The organism is Ensifer oleiphilus, from assembly GCF_013371465.1.
In the GTDB taxonomy this organism is placed as follows: Bacteria; Pseudomonadota; Alphaproteobacteria; order Rhizobiales; family Rhizobiaceae; genus Ensifer; species Ensifer oleiphilus.
Map to the genome: position 1 here is coordinate 16,439 of NZ_JABWDU010000014.1, position 14,106 is coordinate 30,544.

13 protein-coding genes and 1 pseudogene are annotated in these 14,106 nt (G+C 62.3%); 5 read left to right on the forward strand and 9 right to left on the reverse strand.

Translation table 11 applies throughout. The features are described 5' to 3' along the window. Positions 1 to 147 precede the first annotated feature (147 nt). Entirely contained in the window at positions 148 to 1,464 is a 1,317-nt protein-coding gene (locus HT585_RS30330; RefSeq protein ID WP_176356497.1) for a hemolysin family protein, read from the forward strand. 51 nt (positions 1,465 to 1,515) lie between these two features. Here the strand turns inward: HT585_RS30330 and HT585_RS30335 are convergent, their stop codons facing one another. Genes HT585_RS30335 through HT585_RS30345 form a run of 3 tightly spaced genes read right to left on the reverse strand, consistent with a single transcriptional unit; the run spans position 1,516 to position 5,311 of the window. Then, positions 1,516 to 2,562 (reverse strand): glutathione synthase, encoded by a 1,047-nt coding sequence (locus HT585_RS30335; RefSeq protein ID WP_176356498.1) that lies wholly within the window; start codon positions 2,560 to 2,562, stop codon positions 1,516 to 1,518. Between the two features lie 8 nt (positions 2,563 to 2,570). Further along, complete coding sequence (locus tag HT585_RS30340; RefSeq protein WP_176356499.1) at positions 2,571 to 4,490, reverse strand: flavohemoglobin expression-modulating QEGLA motif protein; 1,920 nt, start codon at positions 4,488 to 4,490, stop codon at positions 2,571 to 2,573. Next, positions 4,487 to 5,311, reverse strand: a complete 825-nt coding sequence (locus HT585_RS30345; RefSeq protein ID WP_246708014.1) for an N-formylglutamate amidohydrolase — start codon at positions 5,309 to 5,311, stop codon at positions 4,487 to 4,489. The genes HT585_RS30340 and HT585_RS30345 overlap by 4 nt, the downstream gene beginning before the upstream one ends. Positions 5,312 to 5,553: 242 nt before the next feature. Between HT585_RS30345 and HT585_RS30350 the strand changes: the two genes are divergently transcribed. Together HT585_RS30350 and HT585_RS30355 are read left to right on the forward strand one after the other, a co-directional pair. Then, positions 5,554 to 5,709: a DUF3309 family protein gene (locus HT585_RS30350; RefSeq protein ID WP_176356501.1), complete on the forward strand. Its 156-nt coding sequence runs from the start codon at positions 5,554 to 5,556 to the stop codon at positions 5,707 to 5,709. Positions 5,710 to 5,720: 11 nt separating this feature from the next. Then, positions 5,721 to 6,755 (forward strand): DNA topoisomerase IB, encoded by a 1,035-nt coding sequence (locus tag HT585_RS30355; RefSeq protein ID WP_176356545.1) that lies wholly within the window; start codon positions 5,721 to 5,723, stop codon positions 6,753 to 6,755. 8 nt (positions 6,756 to 6,763) lie between these two features. On the opposite strand, the gene HT585_RS30360 is transcribed toward HT585_RS30355, so the two are convergent. The 5 genes from HT585_RS30360 to HT585_RS30380 all read right to left on the reverse strand — a co-directional run bounded on the left by HT585_RS30360 (position 6,764) and on the right by HT585_RS30380 (position 12,190). Further along, entirely contained in the window at positions 6,764 to 7,129 is a 366-nt protein-coding gene (locus HT585_RS30360; protein ID WP_176356502.1) for a response regulator, read from the reverse strand. Next, the gene (locus HT585_RS30365) at positions 7,126 to 10,419 is read right to left on the reverse strand and encodes a PAS domain S-box protein (protein WP_176356503.1); all 3,294 of its coding nucleotides are present in this window, start codon (positions 10,417 to 10,419) and stop codon (positions 7,126 to 7,128) included. Before HT585_RS30365 ends, HT585_RS30360 begins: the two co-directional genes overlap by 4 nt. A gap of 119 nt (positions 10,420 to 10,538) precedes the next feature. Then, positions 10,539 to 11,606 carry a zinc-binding metallopeptidase family protein gene (locus HT585_RS30370; RefSeq protein WP_176356504.1) on the reverse strand — a complete coding sequence of 356 codons (1,068 nt, stop codon included), beginning with the start codon at positions 11,604 to 11,606 and terminating at the stop codon, positions 10,539 to 10,541. Between the two features lie 42 nt (positions 11,607 to 11,648). Beyond that, a complete protein-coding gene (locus HT585_RS30375) occupies positions 11,649 to 11,846 on the reverse strand; it encodes a hypothetical protein (protein ID WP_176356491.1) in 198 nt (65 codons plus the stop codon). Between the two features lie 143 nt (positions 11,847 to 11,989). Further along, entirely contained in the window at positions 11,990 to 12,190 is a 201-nt protein-coding gene (locus HT585_RS30380) for a CsbD family protein (protein WP_176356505.1), read from the reverse strand. A gap of 206 nt (positions 12,191 to 12,396) precedes the next feature. On the opposite strand from HT585_RS30380, the gene HT585_RS30385 reads away from it, so the two are divergent. Further along, complete coding sequence (locus HT585_RS30385) at positions 12,397 to 13,104, forward strand: YetF domain-containing protein (protein ID WP_176356506.1); 708 nt, start codon at positions 12,397 to 12,399, stop codon at positions 13,102 to 13,104. Positions 13,105 to 13,186: 82 nt separating this feature from the next. Further along, positions 13,187 to 13,879, forward strand: coding sequence for an aspartate/glutamate racemase family protein (locus HT585_RS30390; protein ID WP_210270629.1), 693 nt, complete (start codon positions 13,187 to 13,189; stop codon positions 13,877 to 13,879). Positions 13,880 to 13,986: 107 nt separating this feature from the next. On the opposite strand, the pseudogene HT585_RS30395 reads toward HT585_RS30390, so the two are convergent. Further along, a pseudogene (locus tag HT585_RS30395) lies at positions 13,987 to 14,091 on the reverse strand (1-aminocyclopropane-1-carboxylate deaminase); the annotation flags it as partial. Positions 14,092 to 14,106 lie beyond the last annotated feature (15 nt).

Below are 14,106 nucleotides of genomic sequence, written 5' to 3' on the forward strand. Positions count from 1 at the left end.
AAGCGGAATGTTCCAGAGGCAAGCGCATTTCCGGATGCAGGCAGCATGATGAAGAATGCCTGCATCCCGTCTGACGTGTGCGGCAAGAGCATGTTAGGCTGACCGCGGTATCAACAGTACGAGGCGCCCCGCGCCCGAAGGGAGACTATGTCCGGCTCGGATGGCAGTATTTTCGATTATCTCGGAATACTGGCCGTGTTTCTGCTCGTCGCCGCCAACGGCTTTTTCGTTGCGGCCGAGTTTTCCCTGGTGTCCGTCCGGCGTAGCCGGGTGACGGAACTGGTAGCCCAAAGGCGCATGAATGCGGGCGCGCTCCAGCATGCCGTCGACAATCTCGATTCCAACCTAGCCGCCACGCAGCTCGGCATCACCATTTCGTCCCTGGCACTAGGCTGGGTGGGCGAGCCGGCTCTGGCGCACCTGATCGAGCCGCTGTTGAAAGCGCTCCCGATGGCGTGGGCATCGTTCGGTTCGCATGCGATCGCGGTGGCGATTTCCTTCATCATCATCACCGCCCTTCACATCGTGCTCGGGGAGCTGGCACCGAAAAGCCTGGCGCTGCAGCGCAGCGAGGGCACGGCCCTTGCGGTCGTGCGACCGCTCGGGCTCTTTCTGTTTCTGTTGCGCCCGGCAATCCTCACGCTCAACGGCCTCGGCAATCTCGTGCTTCGCCTGGTCGGGCTGCGGCCGGGCACCGGCGAGGCGTCGATGCATTCGCCGACCGAATTGAAACTGCTCGTCGCCGAAAGCCAGGAAGCCGGACTTCTGGATGTTGCCCAGCAGGAACTGGTCGAGCGGATCTTCAACATCGGCGACCGCCGGATATCCGATTTCATGACGCCGCGCATGGAGGTCGACTGGATCGATGCCGACGACACGCGCGACGAGATCCTTCGCACCATCCGGGATTGCCACCATGAGCAGTTGCTGATCGGCCGCGGCGGCATCGACTATCCGCTGGGCATGGTGCTGAAGAAGGATCTGCTCGACCAGTTGCTGGACGGCCAGACGCTCGATCCGATAAAGGCGATGCGAGAACCGCTGGTGCTGCACGAATCGGCACGCGTCTTCCGCGTCCTCGAAACGTTCAAGACGGCACCGGTACGGCTGGCGATCATCGTTGACGAATATGGCAGTCTCGAAGGCATCATCACCCAGACCGATCTGCTCGAAGCGATTGCCGGCGACCTGCCGGATACGGAGGCGAACGATCCTGATATCGTCACCCGCTCGGACGGCTCGCTACTGATCGAAGGGCTGATGTCGGCGCACGACGCCTTCGAGCGGCTTGGTATTCACGATCGTCCCGAAGGCGATTTCCACACCATTGCCGGCTTCGCGCTGCAGATCCTCGGCCATCTTCCGCATGTGGGCGAAACCTTCGATTTTCAGGACTGGCGCTTCGAGATCGTCGACATGGACGGCATGCGCATCGACAAGCTTTTGGCATCGCGCCAGGAGTGACGCCAGCGCCTTGGAGTTCGCCTGGCCCGACCGGCCAGGCGAAGCGGCTGATCAAAGCGTTGCCAGCGCCCGGTTCGACAGGGTGCCACCATAGGCCTCGCGAATGGCAAGCTTGTTTTCAAGCGCGATCACGATCTCCTCGGCGAAATCGATCTTGTGCAGCGCCTGAATATGCGGCAGCCCGCCGGGGGTGAAGACGTTGATCTCCAGCACCTTGTCGCCGACGATGTCGAGGCCGACCAGGAACATGCCGTCGTCGATCAGTTTCGGGCGGAGTTTTTCGGCAATCGCCAAGATGGCGGGCGTGATGGCTGCCGCCTCCGCGGTGCCGCTTGCGTGGATGTTGGAGCGCACTTCGCCCTTCGCAGGCACACGGCGGAAGGCGGCGTAGACGTCGCCACGGACTAGCGGGCGGCCGTTCATCAGGAACAGCCGGATGTCGCCGGCGGTGGCTTCCGGCAGATAACTCTGGGCGATGAGATAGCCGACCTCGCTGACGGCTTCGAAGATCTGGTTGAGATTGGCCTCATCGCTGGACTTGATCTTGAAGACGTTCTTGCCGCCCGACCCCTGCAGGGGCTTCAGTATGACGCCGCCTCGGTGGTCGTCGATGAAGGCGCGGATTTCCTCGATGTTCTTCGAGATCAGCGTCGTCGGGCGCACCGCCTGGGGAAAGTCCTGGAAGTAGAGCTTGTTCTGGGCCAGCGAAAGACCGGAGGGATCGTTGACGACGATCGCGCCGCGTTCCGAGGCGAGACGGCCGAAATTCGCACCGACATTGGCGGCCCAGGGGCGGCCCTCGGCATCTTCGGAGGGGTCATTGCGCAGGAATAGCACATCGATCTCGCTGACATCGACCACGCTCATCTTCGCATCGTCGGCCTTGAGCGCTGAAATGAACGTTTCCGGCTTTTTCGGCTTGGTGCCGTTGAGACTGCGAGCCCGGATCATCAGCCTGTCGTCGGGCCGCAGGATGAAATCCGCGGGTGTGACGTAGCAGATCTCGTGCCCTCGGGAGAGCGCGGCGAGCGCCAGAGATGTCGTCGTGTAGGACGCGGTTTCGAGTTCTATCGAATTGACGAAGAAGGCAATGCGCATCAGGTCTCCTATTCTGCGACCATGTCGAGCGGGGTTATGCCCGCACGTGCCCGGTCGAGCCGGACGCGTGCGTGGGCGTCATCGAGAAAAATCGGGCGCACCGCCGGCGCACCCAGCAGGCCGCGCAAGCTCAATTCCTGCATGGCGGTAAAATGCGAGGCGGCGATCTTGCCCATCCAGAAGGGTTCGAGGCTGCCGCCTGCGGCCAGATGGGCAAGCAGCTGAAGCAAGCCGCGCAGATAGATCGCGTCCTTCGCCAGCCCGCCGCCGCGATAGATCCGCAGCGCGATGTTGAAGGCTTCATTTGGCTGGAACCGGTGCTGGTCGACGAGCAGCCGGTAGGTCTCCGGAAAGACCGCGCCATTCAGCATCGCGGCGCAGGCAACCACGCGCGCCGCGATGAGGCGCAGACGCGAAAGCGTCATGCCACCGCTCAAGTATTCGGCAAAGACGGCAAGCCCTTCCTGCATGCCCTCATAGCCGGCAAGACCGGAGCGAAAGAGTCTGAGCCCCTGTGCGGTGCCGTTGAAGTAGGTGAGCAGGTGCACGCCGATTTCGTGATTGAGCAAAGCCTCGACACGGTTGCGGCTCATGGCCGTGCTGCGCGCGATCAGGAGCTGGCTGCGAGACACCAGCAATCCGGCGGGAATGTCATCACGCAGCTCCACGGACGCACTGAAATCGGCGTATTGGCGCTTGTAGGCCGAGACCATCACTTGCGCCCGGTTGCGCACGTAGTGGCAATCCACATCGCCAGCCGCCGGCTTCTGTCCAGGCTTGCTCACCCGGTTTTGCGTCTGCATCAGGATGTCTGTCGCGACATCCAGCAGCTTCGCCTCGACCGGGCCATAAAGCGCGCGGCCGAACTCGACGAAGGTGCGGCCTTCGCGGGCGGAAATCATCGAAAGCTGCAAGTCGAGCTCCTGCTGCTTTTCGCGATAGAGCGCGTAGAGCAGCGGGTCTTCGAGGTGCTCGAAGCCGATGGAGAAGAGCTTCCTCTTCGCCGTTTCGACTTCAAGCGTCAGCGGCCTGTAAAGCAGTCGCGGCGCGACCTGATGCCGGCTTGAAACAAATTCTGCCCAGGCGGCATCGGAGTTGATCGGCGTGACGGCCAGGAGAAAATCGAAACTGGAGGCAATCTCGTCTACGGCGCGATCGGTGCGGGTCACCGTGTCCACGAACGTCTTTCGCCCAAGCGCCCGGTGCGTCGAAAGGCTTATGTCCGTCGTGATCGCGGTGGCCGCCGCGAGCGCTTTCAGACCGGCATCGAAGATGTTGGCGATCAGGCGTTCGCGCAGCTCCGGGTAGGCCCGTCCCGTACCCGGTTCGCGATAGATCGGCGCGAAGCGCACACTGATACCCGGAAACGGCGTTAGCGGTTTGCTGTCGGCGCGCTCTTCCGGATGCGGCTCCAGCAGGTTCATGTGGGCGGTGCGAAACTTGCCTTCGATCGTGCCGACGGAGCCGAGGAAGGCTTTCGCTGCGGCCTGCGCCGCCGGGTTATCGCCGGCGGTGACTTCGATGGTGAACGGTGGCAGATAGGGCGCATCCTTGGCGGGAGGATCGTCATGGTCGAGTTCGCCGTACTCCAGCACGAAGAAAGCGCCGAGCCGATCCCGGAGTGCGCGCCCCACCGCGGCGACGACAAGTGCGGCTGTCGCGGCGTCGGGTGCGATCAGATAGGATGCATTGGATTGGGTGATCTCGCGTGCCACGACGGCTTGCTTCGCCTCGGCTATGAACACGCAGAGAAAGGGCAGCGGTCGATCGATGTGCAGCCGCCCGCCCTCGGCAAGATCGCGCCGCACCGCCTTGCCGGCAGCAAGACAGGCGATCACTTCGTCGAGCCACGCGTCGTCGGGTGCCGGCAGGTCGGCCTGCTGCAGATGCTGCGTGTCGCGGTCCCTGGGCGTGGCTGCGCTTTTCATCGGCGCGCCTTCAGCGCCTTGACGAGGTCGGGCACGGTTGACGCGATCAGCGCACGCAATGCGTCCAGGACCACGAAATCCGGCTCGCCGGTCCATTCGTCCATGAAGAATTTCTTGAACTCGATGGCGATGGCGCAGCCGGTCTGCGGAAAGTGTTCGTGGATGAAACGGGTTTGTTCGCCGCGCCCCTGAAACGCGACGTTCTCGCGAACGTCGAAGCGCGTGCCGCGAAATTCGAAACGACGGAAGCCATCGAGCAGTGTTTCAAGCACATCGGCCCAGCGGCTGCGGTCCATTGAATGGGTGCCGATGTTGATTTCCGGCGCGGCCGCCGGGTCGGTGGGGACTGAACCGGCGCCGTCGCGGCGGTGGTTGTAGCTGTGCACGTCAAGCACGACGAGGCTGCCATGCCGCCGCTCGATCGACAGCAGCATGGACCGCAGCATGCGGTAATATTCGTCATGCAGCACGAGCGAACCTTCGTGCAGATCGCGCGGAAGCCGTTCCCGCCAGACGTTAAGCCCCCAGGCCTGCGATGGGTCGACATAGACGGCGCTTTCGCGGGCGCGGTTGAGGTCAACCTCGAAGCGCGAGCGGTGCACGATTACCCGGTTTGCCAGATCGCGAATGATATGGGCGGTGTAAGGATCCTCTTCCCGCAGCCGCTCGTCATCGGCAAGAGCCATCAGTGCCCGTAGATCGCCACGCAAGCCATGCCCGTCGTGTATCGCCGTGGCGACAATGGGACTGTCGCCGCGATGCACCGTCCACCAACTGTCGTTGCCAGCGTCCGTCAGCGTTTCGCCTGTCCGGTTCAGCATATTCAGGTCCCGTTCCTCCTCGTTCATAGGCTTGTTGTCCCGTTACAATTCGCGAGGGAAGGGTTCGGTTCCAAATGCAGTGAATTTCCGCTGATGAAACAAAACAGTCAGATAGGTAGCCGGAGTGGGCACGCCGGACCACTGTCGGTAGTTGTGTGTCTTCAGCCGGATGGGTGGTGGAACCAATGTGCCTGAGCCGCATTTCCTGAGCACGCAACAACACGATAGGAAAGGTGGACATCATGCTGGGAACTGTGCTGCTTATCGTTTTGATTCTGCTGTTGATCGGTGCGTTTCCGAGTTGGCCGCACTCGACGAATTGGGGCTATGGTCCGTCCGGGATACTCGGTGTCTTGGTCGTCGTTCTCCTCATCCTGGTGCTCATGGGGCGGATCTGATCTTGAGGTGAATCGTGTCTGCTGTGTCGCCAGAGCCCGACCTCATTTACGTGACCGACGCTGATCCGGGCATAAAGCGCTACCGGAAGGGGAAGCGCTTCAGCTATCGCCTTCCGGACGGCTCCGTCCTCAAGGACCCGGATGCAAGGGCGCGTATCGCAGCGCTCGGCCTGCCGCCAGCCTATGAGCGGGTCTGGATCTGTCCCGAGCAGAACGGCCACTTGCAGGCCACGGGCTTCGACGCGCGCGGCCGGAAGCAGTATCGCTACCACGATGCGTGGCAGGAACTGCGCAACCACGCCAAGTTCGACCAGTTGGTCGACTTCGCCAAGGTTCTGCCGAGACTTCGCCGGGCCCTGCGTCGCCACATGGATGGGTCGCTTGACGATGCCCGCACGGTCCTGGCAGCACTCGCTGCCCTGCTTGATCAAGCGTGCTTGCGCGTCGGCAACGTCTCCTATCGGGAGGAAAATGGCACCTATGGCGCAACGACGCTGCTGAAGCGGCACCTCAAGCTGTGCGACGAGGGCATCGAGCTGCGTTTCCTGGGCAAGGGTGGCAAGCGTGTCGTTCGCAAGCTGCGCAGCCCGCGGCTGCAGCGACTGCTCGAGGATATTGCGGACCTTCCCGGACGCCAGCTGTTCGTCAGCCGGGATGCGAACGGTCATTTGCGTCCGATCGATTCCGGCCGGCTCAATCGCTATCTCGCCGAAATAGCAGGCGCACCGATCTCGGCCAAGACGTTTCGCACCTGGGCGGGAAGCGTCGCCGCCTTCGCCGAGGCGCGCCTGGCGCTTGGCGAGGGACGGCGCCCCTCGGTCAAGCGTATGTGCGAAGCTGCAGCCGACGTACTGCACAACACGCCTGCTGTCTGCCGCAAGAGCTACGTCCATCCTGATATCATCGCCTTGGCTGACAAGGAGGCCAAAATCAACCTGCGCCGGCTCGAAGCGCAGCCACGGCAAAGTGCCTTGCTGCGCGCCGAGGAGGAACGTTTACTGCGCTTCCTCAGAGATGCTGCACGCGCGAAGAAACGTTCGGCCTGAGCCGGTCGTCATCCCTTGCCGGTGAGCAATGCCTCGACGGTGCGGATGAGGTCGCGGCTGTTGAACGGCTTGGAAAGGCGGGGAAGGCTGCGATATTGCTCGGGAAGGTCGGAGGCGGCGTAACCCGTCAGCAACAGCACGGGAACGCCACGGGCAAGCAGCTCGTCGGCCACGGGATAGACGAACTCGCCGTTGAGGTTGACGTCGAGCGTTGCAGCCTCCGGGGTCTCGCGCTTGGCTGCGGCGATCGAACTGCGCAGGCTGGTGAAGGGGCCGATGACGGAAAAGCCGGCGGCCAGCAGATCGTCCTGGATCTGGATCGCCAACAGAAACTCATCCTCGACAACAAAGACGCTGCGCTGGCCACCATTCATTGTTCGGCACCTGCAGAATATGGCATGTTGATAGTGTATCTGAGCCCGGTTCTTGCGAAATCCAGGTCGACGTCGCCGCCGAGGTCGGAGCCGACGACGCGTTCCAACAGCAGCCTGCCAAAACCATTTCTTGAAGGCGGTGCCACTGGGGGGCCGCCGGTTTCACACCAATCGATGTGAAGCGCCTTGTTGGCGGCGTCGAGGCTCCAGCTGACGTCCACATGGCCGCTCTCCACGGAAAGCGCGCCGTGTTTGGCAGCGTTGGTTGCAAGCTCGTGAGCCGCCATGCCGAGCGCCAGTGCGTGCCGTGGCGACAGCCTGATCGCCGGCCCGCCGACGGAGACGTTGCCGGCGTTTTCGTTCCGGTAGGGCGCCAGTTCGTCGCAAAGGATCGTTTCCAGCGAAACGCCGCTCCAGGTGGTCTCCGCCAGGCGGGTATGGGTTTGCGCAAGAGCCCGGATGCGCGCATGGAAGGATTGCTCGGCGTCCTTGCGATCGGGGGTCATGGCGAAGGACTGCCGTGCGATCGAGGTGACTGTCGCAAGCGTATTCTTGACGCGGTGGCTGAGTTCGGCGACCAGCAGGTTGCGCTGCGCCTCGGCGTCCTTGCGTTCGGTAATGTCCATGCAGACGCCTGTAAGGCGGAGCGATGACGAGCCAGCGCCTTGCAAAAAGCGCCCGAACGCTTCCAGCCAGCGAATGGAACCGTCGGGACGGCGGATGCGGTAGGATGTGTGGTAGTCCTCGCGTTTGTCTATCGCGGCCTGGATCTCCAGTTCGACCATGGCAAGGTCGTCGGGGTGGATGTCCGCCTTGAAGTCGTCGAGCGTGCCGCCGAAGCTGCCCGGTTCCAGGCCGTGAAGCACCTCAAGACCCGGCGACCAGATCACCTTGCCGGTGTCGAAGTTCCATTCCCACGCGCCCATCCGCCCGGCTTCGAGCGCCATTTGCAGCCGCCGCTCGCCATCGCGCATCGCCTGCTCGCTTTCCTTGCGCTCGGTGATATCGACGAAGGCAGCGACCGCGCCTTGCGGAATCCCCAAGGCATCGATCAGCGGTGTGGCATTTCCCAACAGATGCCGGGATGTGCCGTCGTCGAAGCGGATCTCCTGCTCGAAACTGCGTACGTCTTCGCCGCGTGCGGCGCGCTGGACCGGCAGTTCGTCCGGCGAAAGCAGCTTGTCCTGCGAATAGACCTTGAAGTGTAAAGGCCGTTCGTCGAGCGGCGCCGAGAGCGAAGGGTTGCTGTCCGGCGGGAGCCTGAGCAGTTCGAACGAACTTCTGTTGCCGCTGATGACCCGGCAATCCGGCGTCCTTGCAATCCAGATCGGCGCGGGTACTGCTTCCATCAACGCCATCACCTCCGTCGCCCTGGCGCGTTCCTTCGCCTCGTTGTGGCGCAGCAGGTCTTCCGCCCGCCGTCTTGCCTCTTCGGAACGGATGCGCTGCACGCTGAAGCTCAGCTGGCGGGCGATGGTCAAGGCGAGATCGATTTCCGAACCGGCGAAGTGATGTGCCGTGTCGTAATACGTCATGAACTTGCCGATCAGTCGGCCGACCGAAACCAGCGGAATGAAGCCGAGCGACCCGATGCCTTCGGTCTGAACAGCCTTGCGCAGGTCGCCGTCGAGCTCGGCCAATTCGACGTCTTCGATAAAGATGGGATTGGGGTCCAGCGCCTCCGCGCTCCATGGCGTGTGGCCATCGACGGCGACGCGGTAGCTCTCCGAAAGTCCGCGGGAGGCGACAAACCGCATGGTGCCGCTTGCATCGACAAGCAGGATCGATGCCCGGCTGCAGCGCAACGCCGCTTGAATGGCGTCCAGCGCGGCTTCATAGACGGCGGTGATCGACCGGGCGCGGTGTACACGTTCGGTAAATTGGTAAAGCGAGGCCTGCTCGCGCATGCGCTCGGCGAGTGCCACTTCGGAAGCCTTGCGCTCGCTGATATCGCGGGCGATCTTCGACGCGCCGACAATGCGTCCATCGTTATCAAGGATCGGGGATATCGTCAGCGAAATGTCGACGAGGGTCCCGTCCTTGCGTTGCCTCCGGGTTTCATAATGATCGACGCGTTCGCCTCTGCGAATCCGGTCGAGGATCTGCAGTTCCTCGTCCTCGTGCCCTTTCGGAATGAGCCGCATGATCGGCGTTCCTACCATCTCCTGCACGCTATAGCCGAACAGTGCCTCGGCGCCTCGGTTCCAGCTCGTGACGATGCCGTTCAGATCCTTGCTGACGATGGCGTCGTCGGAGGATTCGACGATCGATGCGAGATGGCGGGCGGAAAGCTCGGCGATCCGACGGCTCTCGACCTGACGCTGGCTGTCGGCCAACAGCCGGGCATTGTCGATCGCGATCGCCGCATGGGCGGCGATGGCAACGACGATATCCTCGGAATCATCGGTAAAGACACCCGGGGCGTCATGGCCAAAGAACAGTCCGCCGAGGACTGCGCCGGAGCGGGCGATCACAGGAACCGCGAGGTAGCTAACCACCGGCAGATGCCCGTTCGGCATGCCGAAATGCGGCTCGCTCAATCCGTAGCGCGGATCCTTGCGGATGTCGTCGCTGCGCACGACCCGCTCACCGTTGAAGGTCGGGGCGAACACTGCCGTCTTGCGCGGCAGACCGAATTTTTCGAACGCTTCCCGCGGTGCGCCAGACAATGTGAAAAGCTCAAAATGCTCGCCGCTCTCGTCGACCACGTTGTAGAAAAAGGCGCCGAATTTCGCGCCGCTCAGTTCAGTGGCGCTGTCGGTGACCGTCTGCACGATGTGCTCGACATCGAGGTCGCTGGCCAGAAGACGGGAAATGCGATCGAGCGCCTGAATGCGGTCTGTCTTCAAGCGCAGTTCCAGTTCCGCTGCCTTGCGCTTGCCGATGTCGATAAGAACGTTGACAGCACCGATCATCTCGCCTTCGGCGTCGAAGATCGGTGTCGGATACGCCAGCACCGACACCATCGCCCCGTCGGGCCGTGCGACGATCAGCTCCTCGCCATGCATGGCCCGCTTGCTGCGCAGCGCCTCGGCCATCGGGCAATGATCGAGAGGGAGTGCTGTGCCATCGGGGCGATGGAGGCGCCAGCAGATGCACCAGCGGTCCGTGTTGAGCTGCGGCTCGCGTCCGGCCAGTTCCGCCGCGGCGCGATTGAAATAGGTGACCAACCCGGCTGCATCCGTGGTGTAGATCGCGATCGGAAGGTTATCGAGAATCGCCTTGGATCCAATTGTCTGCGACCCCACCGCTCCCGCCAGCGCTGCCGCCAATGCTTCTGCGCCGCTCATGATTCCCTCCGCAAGCGCTTGCTAACGCAGGGCAACGCGGCACGATGCGATTTTGTTCCGCTTGCCTCCTGTTGGCGTGGGCGTCACTCCCGTGCGCTGCCTCGTCGGTCCGTGTCTTCTCATCGGCTTGGCATCGCCGCATGCAGGATCAGTTGGTTGATGAAATCAAGCTTTTCGACGACGGGCTGGGACAGGACAAAGGGATAGCTGTCGGGCTGGCCCATCGACCGCTGGAGGGCGTTGAGGGCGACGCTGAGTGGGACCCATGCGTCGACGAGCGCTTGCGCGCTCGCTGCCCGGTACGGATCGAAGTTGATCTCCGTTTCAAGTGCGTCATGGCCGGTCGGGTCGAGGTTCATACCGAAGGCACGCCCGGTCTCCAGCGTATCGACGATGTGAAAGAGATGCGCCCAGCACTCCGCGAAATCCTCCAGGGGATGGGCACTCGCATAGGGGCTGATGAACCGCTCCTGCCAGTCGTCGGGAGGACCCTGCTGGTAGTGACGTTCCAGTGCCGCCGCATAATCTTGCGATTCATCGCCGAACAATCTGCGCGCCTCGGCCCGGATCGTTTCCTCTTTGATGAGCAGCTCAAAATAGAAGTGCCCGATCTCATGGCGAAAATGCCCGAGCAGTGAGCGGTAGGGTTCGTTCATGGAAACCCTCACACTTTCGCGCACCACATCCTCCGCCTCCGACGCACGCAGGCTGATCAGGCCGTTCTCGTGGCCGGTACGGGCCGGCACGGTGTTGCCATAGGCATCGACGGTGTCGGCCAGGAACTCGAACGCCAACCCGCCGTCTGGATCCTGCTCTCGGGTCGGGTGCGGCAGCCGCCAGCGCAGAAGTGAATAGAACAGATGGCGCTGTGCCAGGCCTATCCTGCGCCAACGCTCAAGGCCGACGCTGTTTGTCATTGGCACGATGGTGTTGTGGCGGCAGGCGACGCAGTAGCGATCGGGTCGGTCGGCCGGCACCAGCCAATGGCAGACATCGATGGCGGCGTTGTCGCAGAACCGATAGGTCGACGATCTGCCGTGGGTCTGCCAGAACCCGTTGTCCAGCGGCACGAGGGCGTGCATCGCGATATCGCCGGGGTCGAACCCCAAGGTGGATCCGCAGCGCATGCAACTGCGGTTTTCAAAGTGGATCGTCTGGCCGCAGGCGCCGCACTGGAAGAGCCGCATATCTTCTCCTTGAAGGGATTTCCCGGTCTGCGAAAAGCGCCGTCAACCGCAACTTTTGCGTGCTTTCATGGCGGCGTCGAGGGCCTGCCGCGATGGGCCATATTGCTGAAACAACGGCCGCGCTTCCAGCGGCGGCAGATCATAGGCACGAATAAACTCGGTCAGGTCGTAGATGTTGCTCCAGCCATAGACGACATCTCTTTGAACCGTCGGCCTGTTCTCTTGCGCTGATCTCGCCATCGTGATCGATGTCTCCCTGAGGTTTCGACATGGCCGCGTTGGCGACCCTGCCAAAAACTCTCAGGGCAGGACAAAGTTCCCATTCTCCGTGCCACTAAACGCGAAAAACCCCGCCGAGGCGGGGTTTTTGAAATCACTGACCGTTAGGGCTGGCGGCCATACCAATCGTCGATATCGCGGCGAGCGCGGTCCTTTTCGATACCGTAGCGTTCCTGGATCTTGCCTTCGAGCTGATCCCGCTTGCCGGCGATCTGGTCGAGGTCGTCGTCGGTGAGCTTGCCCCACTGTTCCTTGACCTTGCCCTTGAACTGCTTCCAGTTGCCTTCAACACGATTCCAATCCATCTGCGGATCTCCTGACGTTGTGGTTGTACCGAGAGACAAACGTCTCGTATCGGATTTGGTTCATTGGCAGCGGTAAAAAAATCGCCAAGCTAAATGCGTTGCGGCCGTCCAAACGATGTTCGCCTCTCGTCTTTCCGTCCGATCGCCACAGATAAACAAGCTGCAGCCGCGCGCCCCTCGCGGCACGTCCTGAAGGAGAGTTACCCATGAATGAGCCCGTCGTGGCTTTCGATCTCGGCCGGATGCTGATCGGAGACGAGCCGCCGCTTTTCCTGCTCGAAATCGCGCTGAGGACGGTGATCATCTACGCCTACACACTGTTCCTGATCCGCTGGATCGGCAGCCGGTCGATCGGCCAACTGTCCTTGGTGGAATTTCTGCTGGTGATCGCGCTCGGTTCGGCCGTCGGCGATGCCATGTTCTATCCGGACGTTCCGCTTATCCATTGCATGGCCGTCATCACCGTGGTCGTGCTGCTCGACAAATCGTTGAGTTACATCGTCGCTCGCAACCGCAAGCTTGAGGACGTGATCGAGGGCATCAGCGTCGAGGTGGTGCGCGATGGCGGCATCCTGTGGAAGGCGCTGAAGCAGATGAACGTCGGTCACGATGAACTGTTCGAACAACTCCGCCTCAAGCAGGTGCGGCATCTCGGGCAGGTGCGGGCCGCCTATTTCGAAACCAACGGGCTGCTTTCGGTCTTCACGTTCGACGATCCGCCGGCGAGGCCGGGGCTGGTGATCGAGCCGCCCTGGGACGTCAGCAAGCCGACCGAGTTTCGGTCGGGCGCCACTGTTCGGGAGAAACGCCGTCTTGCCTGTGTGCAGTGCGCCGAGGTGCTTGCGTTTTCGGCTGGAGAGGCCGTGCCGACATGTCCCCGTTGCGGCGCGGAAGTCTGGCACGAGATCCGTTAGTCTGTTGCTTGCGCCTCGCGGGATGTGGCAGAACCGCGGGCACGCCGAGCTTGAGATCTGTTGGCAATCGGGGGGAATAGCGTTGAAGGTAATGGGACTGATCGGCGGCATGAGCTGGGAGAGCTCGGCCCAATACTATCGCATCGTCAATCAGGAAGTTCGGGTGCGCCTTGGCGGCGTGCACTCGGCCAAAAGTCTGATGTGGTCGATGGATTTCGGCGAGATCGAGCGGCTGCAGCATATTGGCGATTGGTCGGCCCTGACAGGGGAAATGATCGATGCGGCCCGCCGCCTAGAGGCCGGCGGCGCGGACTTTCTGGTGATCTGCACCAACACCATGCACCGTATGGCCGATGCGGTGTCTGCGGCTGTCGCCATTCCGCTGTTGCACATCGCCGACCCGACGGCCGAGAAGATCAAGGCGCTCCGCCTCAGCCGCGTCGGCCTCCTGGGCACGGCCTTCACCATGGAGCAGGATTTCTACAAAGGGCGGCTGATCGAACGGCATGGGCTGGACGTAATCGTCCCCGACGAGACCGATCGGAAGACCGTGCACGACATCATCTACAAGGAGCTGGTCGTCGGCCGTGTCGAGGACGCGTCGCGCGACGCCTACAGGCAGGTCATTCAACGGCTTGTGGACCGCGGTGCGCAAGCGATCATCATGGGCTGCACCGAGATCATGCTGTTGATCTCTCAAGCCGACAGCCCGGTTCCGGTCTTCGATACGACCGAGCTTCACGCACTTGCGGCCGTCGATCTCGCGCTTGCCTGAGACCGGACGGAACCATCGGCCATGGGCATTGCCCGGGGAGGCAGGGTCGGCTTGCCACGACCGGTCATCCGGCCGTAGCCCGTCGAAAGGTTCAATGGCCGGTAACGTCAACCGTTGCGGAAGGTGTAGCCATAGCCGTTGAGTGCCGGGGCGCCGCCGAGATGGGCGTAACGTACCTTTGATTCCTCGGGGAAATACCCCTTGCGAACGAGACGACAGTCTTTGCC

Bases quoted from the DNA above. Each gene is read 5' to 3' on its own strand.
- HT585_RS30330 (WP_176356497.1), top strand. From the start codon at position 148: ATGTCCGGCTCGGATGGCAGTATTTTCGATTATCTCGGAATACTGGCC.
- HT585_RS30335 (WP_176356498.1), bottom strand. From the start codon at position 2,562: ATGCGCATTGCCTTCTTCGTCAATTCGATAGAACTCGAAACCGCGTCC.
- HT585_RS30340 (WP_176356499.1), bottom strand. From the start codon at position 4,490: ATGAAAAGCGCAGCCACGCCCAGGGACCGCGACACGCAGCATCTGCAG.
- HT585_RS30345 (WP_246708014.1), bottom strand. From the start codon at position 5,311: ATGCTGAACCGGACAGGCGAAACGCTGACGGACGCTGGCAACGACAGT.
- HT585_RS30350 (WP_176356501.1), top strand. From the start codon at position 5,554: ATGCTGGGAACTGTGCTGCTTATCGTTTTGATTCTGCTGTTGATCGGT.
- HT585_RS30360 (WP_176356502.1), bottom strand. From the start codon at position 7,129: ATGAATGGTGGCCAGCGCAGCGTCTTTGTTGTCGAGGATGAGTTTCTG.
- HT585_RS30365 (WP_176356503.1), bottom strand. From the start codon at position 10,419: ATGAGCGGCGCAGAAGCATTGGCGGCAGCGCTGGCGGGAGCGGTGGGG.
- HT585_RS30370 (WP_176356504.1), bottom strand. From the start codon at position 11,606: ATGCGGCTCTTCCAGTGCGGCGCCTGCGGCCAGACGATCCACTTTGAA.
- HT585_RS30375 (WP_176356491.1), bottom strand. From the start codon at position 11,846: ATGGCGAGATCAGCGCAAGAGAACAGGCCGACGGTTCAAAGAGATGTC.
- HT585_RS30380 (WP_176356505.1), bottom strand. From the start codon at position 12,190: ATGGATTGGAATCGTGTTGAAGGCAACTGGAAGCAGTTCAAGGGCAAG.
- HT585_RS30385 (WP_176356506.1), top strand. From the start codon at position 12,397: ATGAATGAGCCCGTCGTGGCTTTCGATCTCGGCCGGATGCTGATCGGA.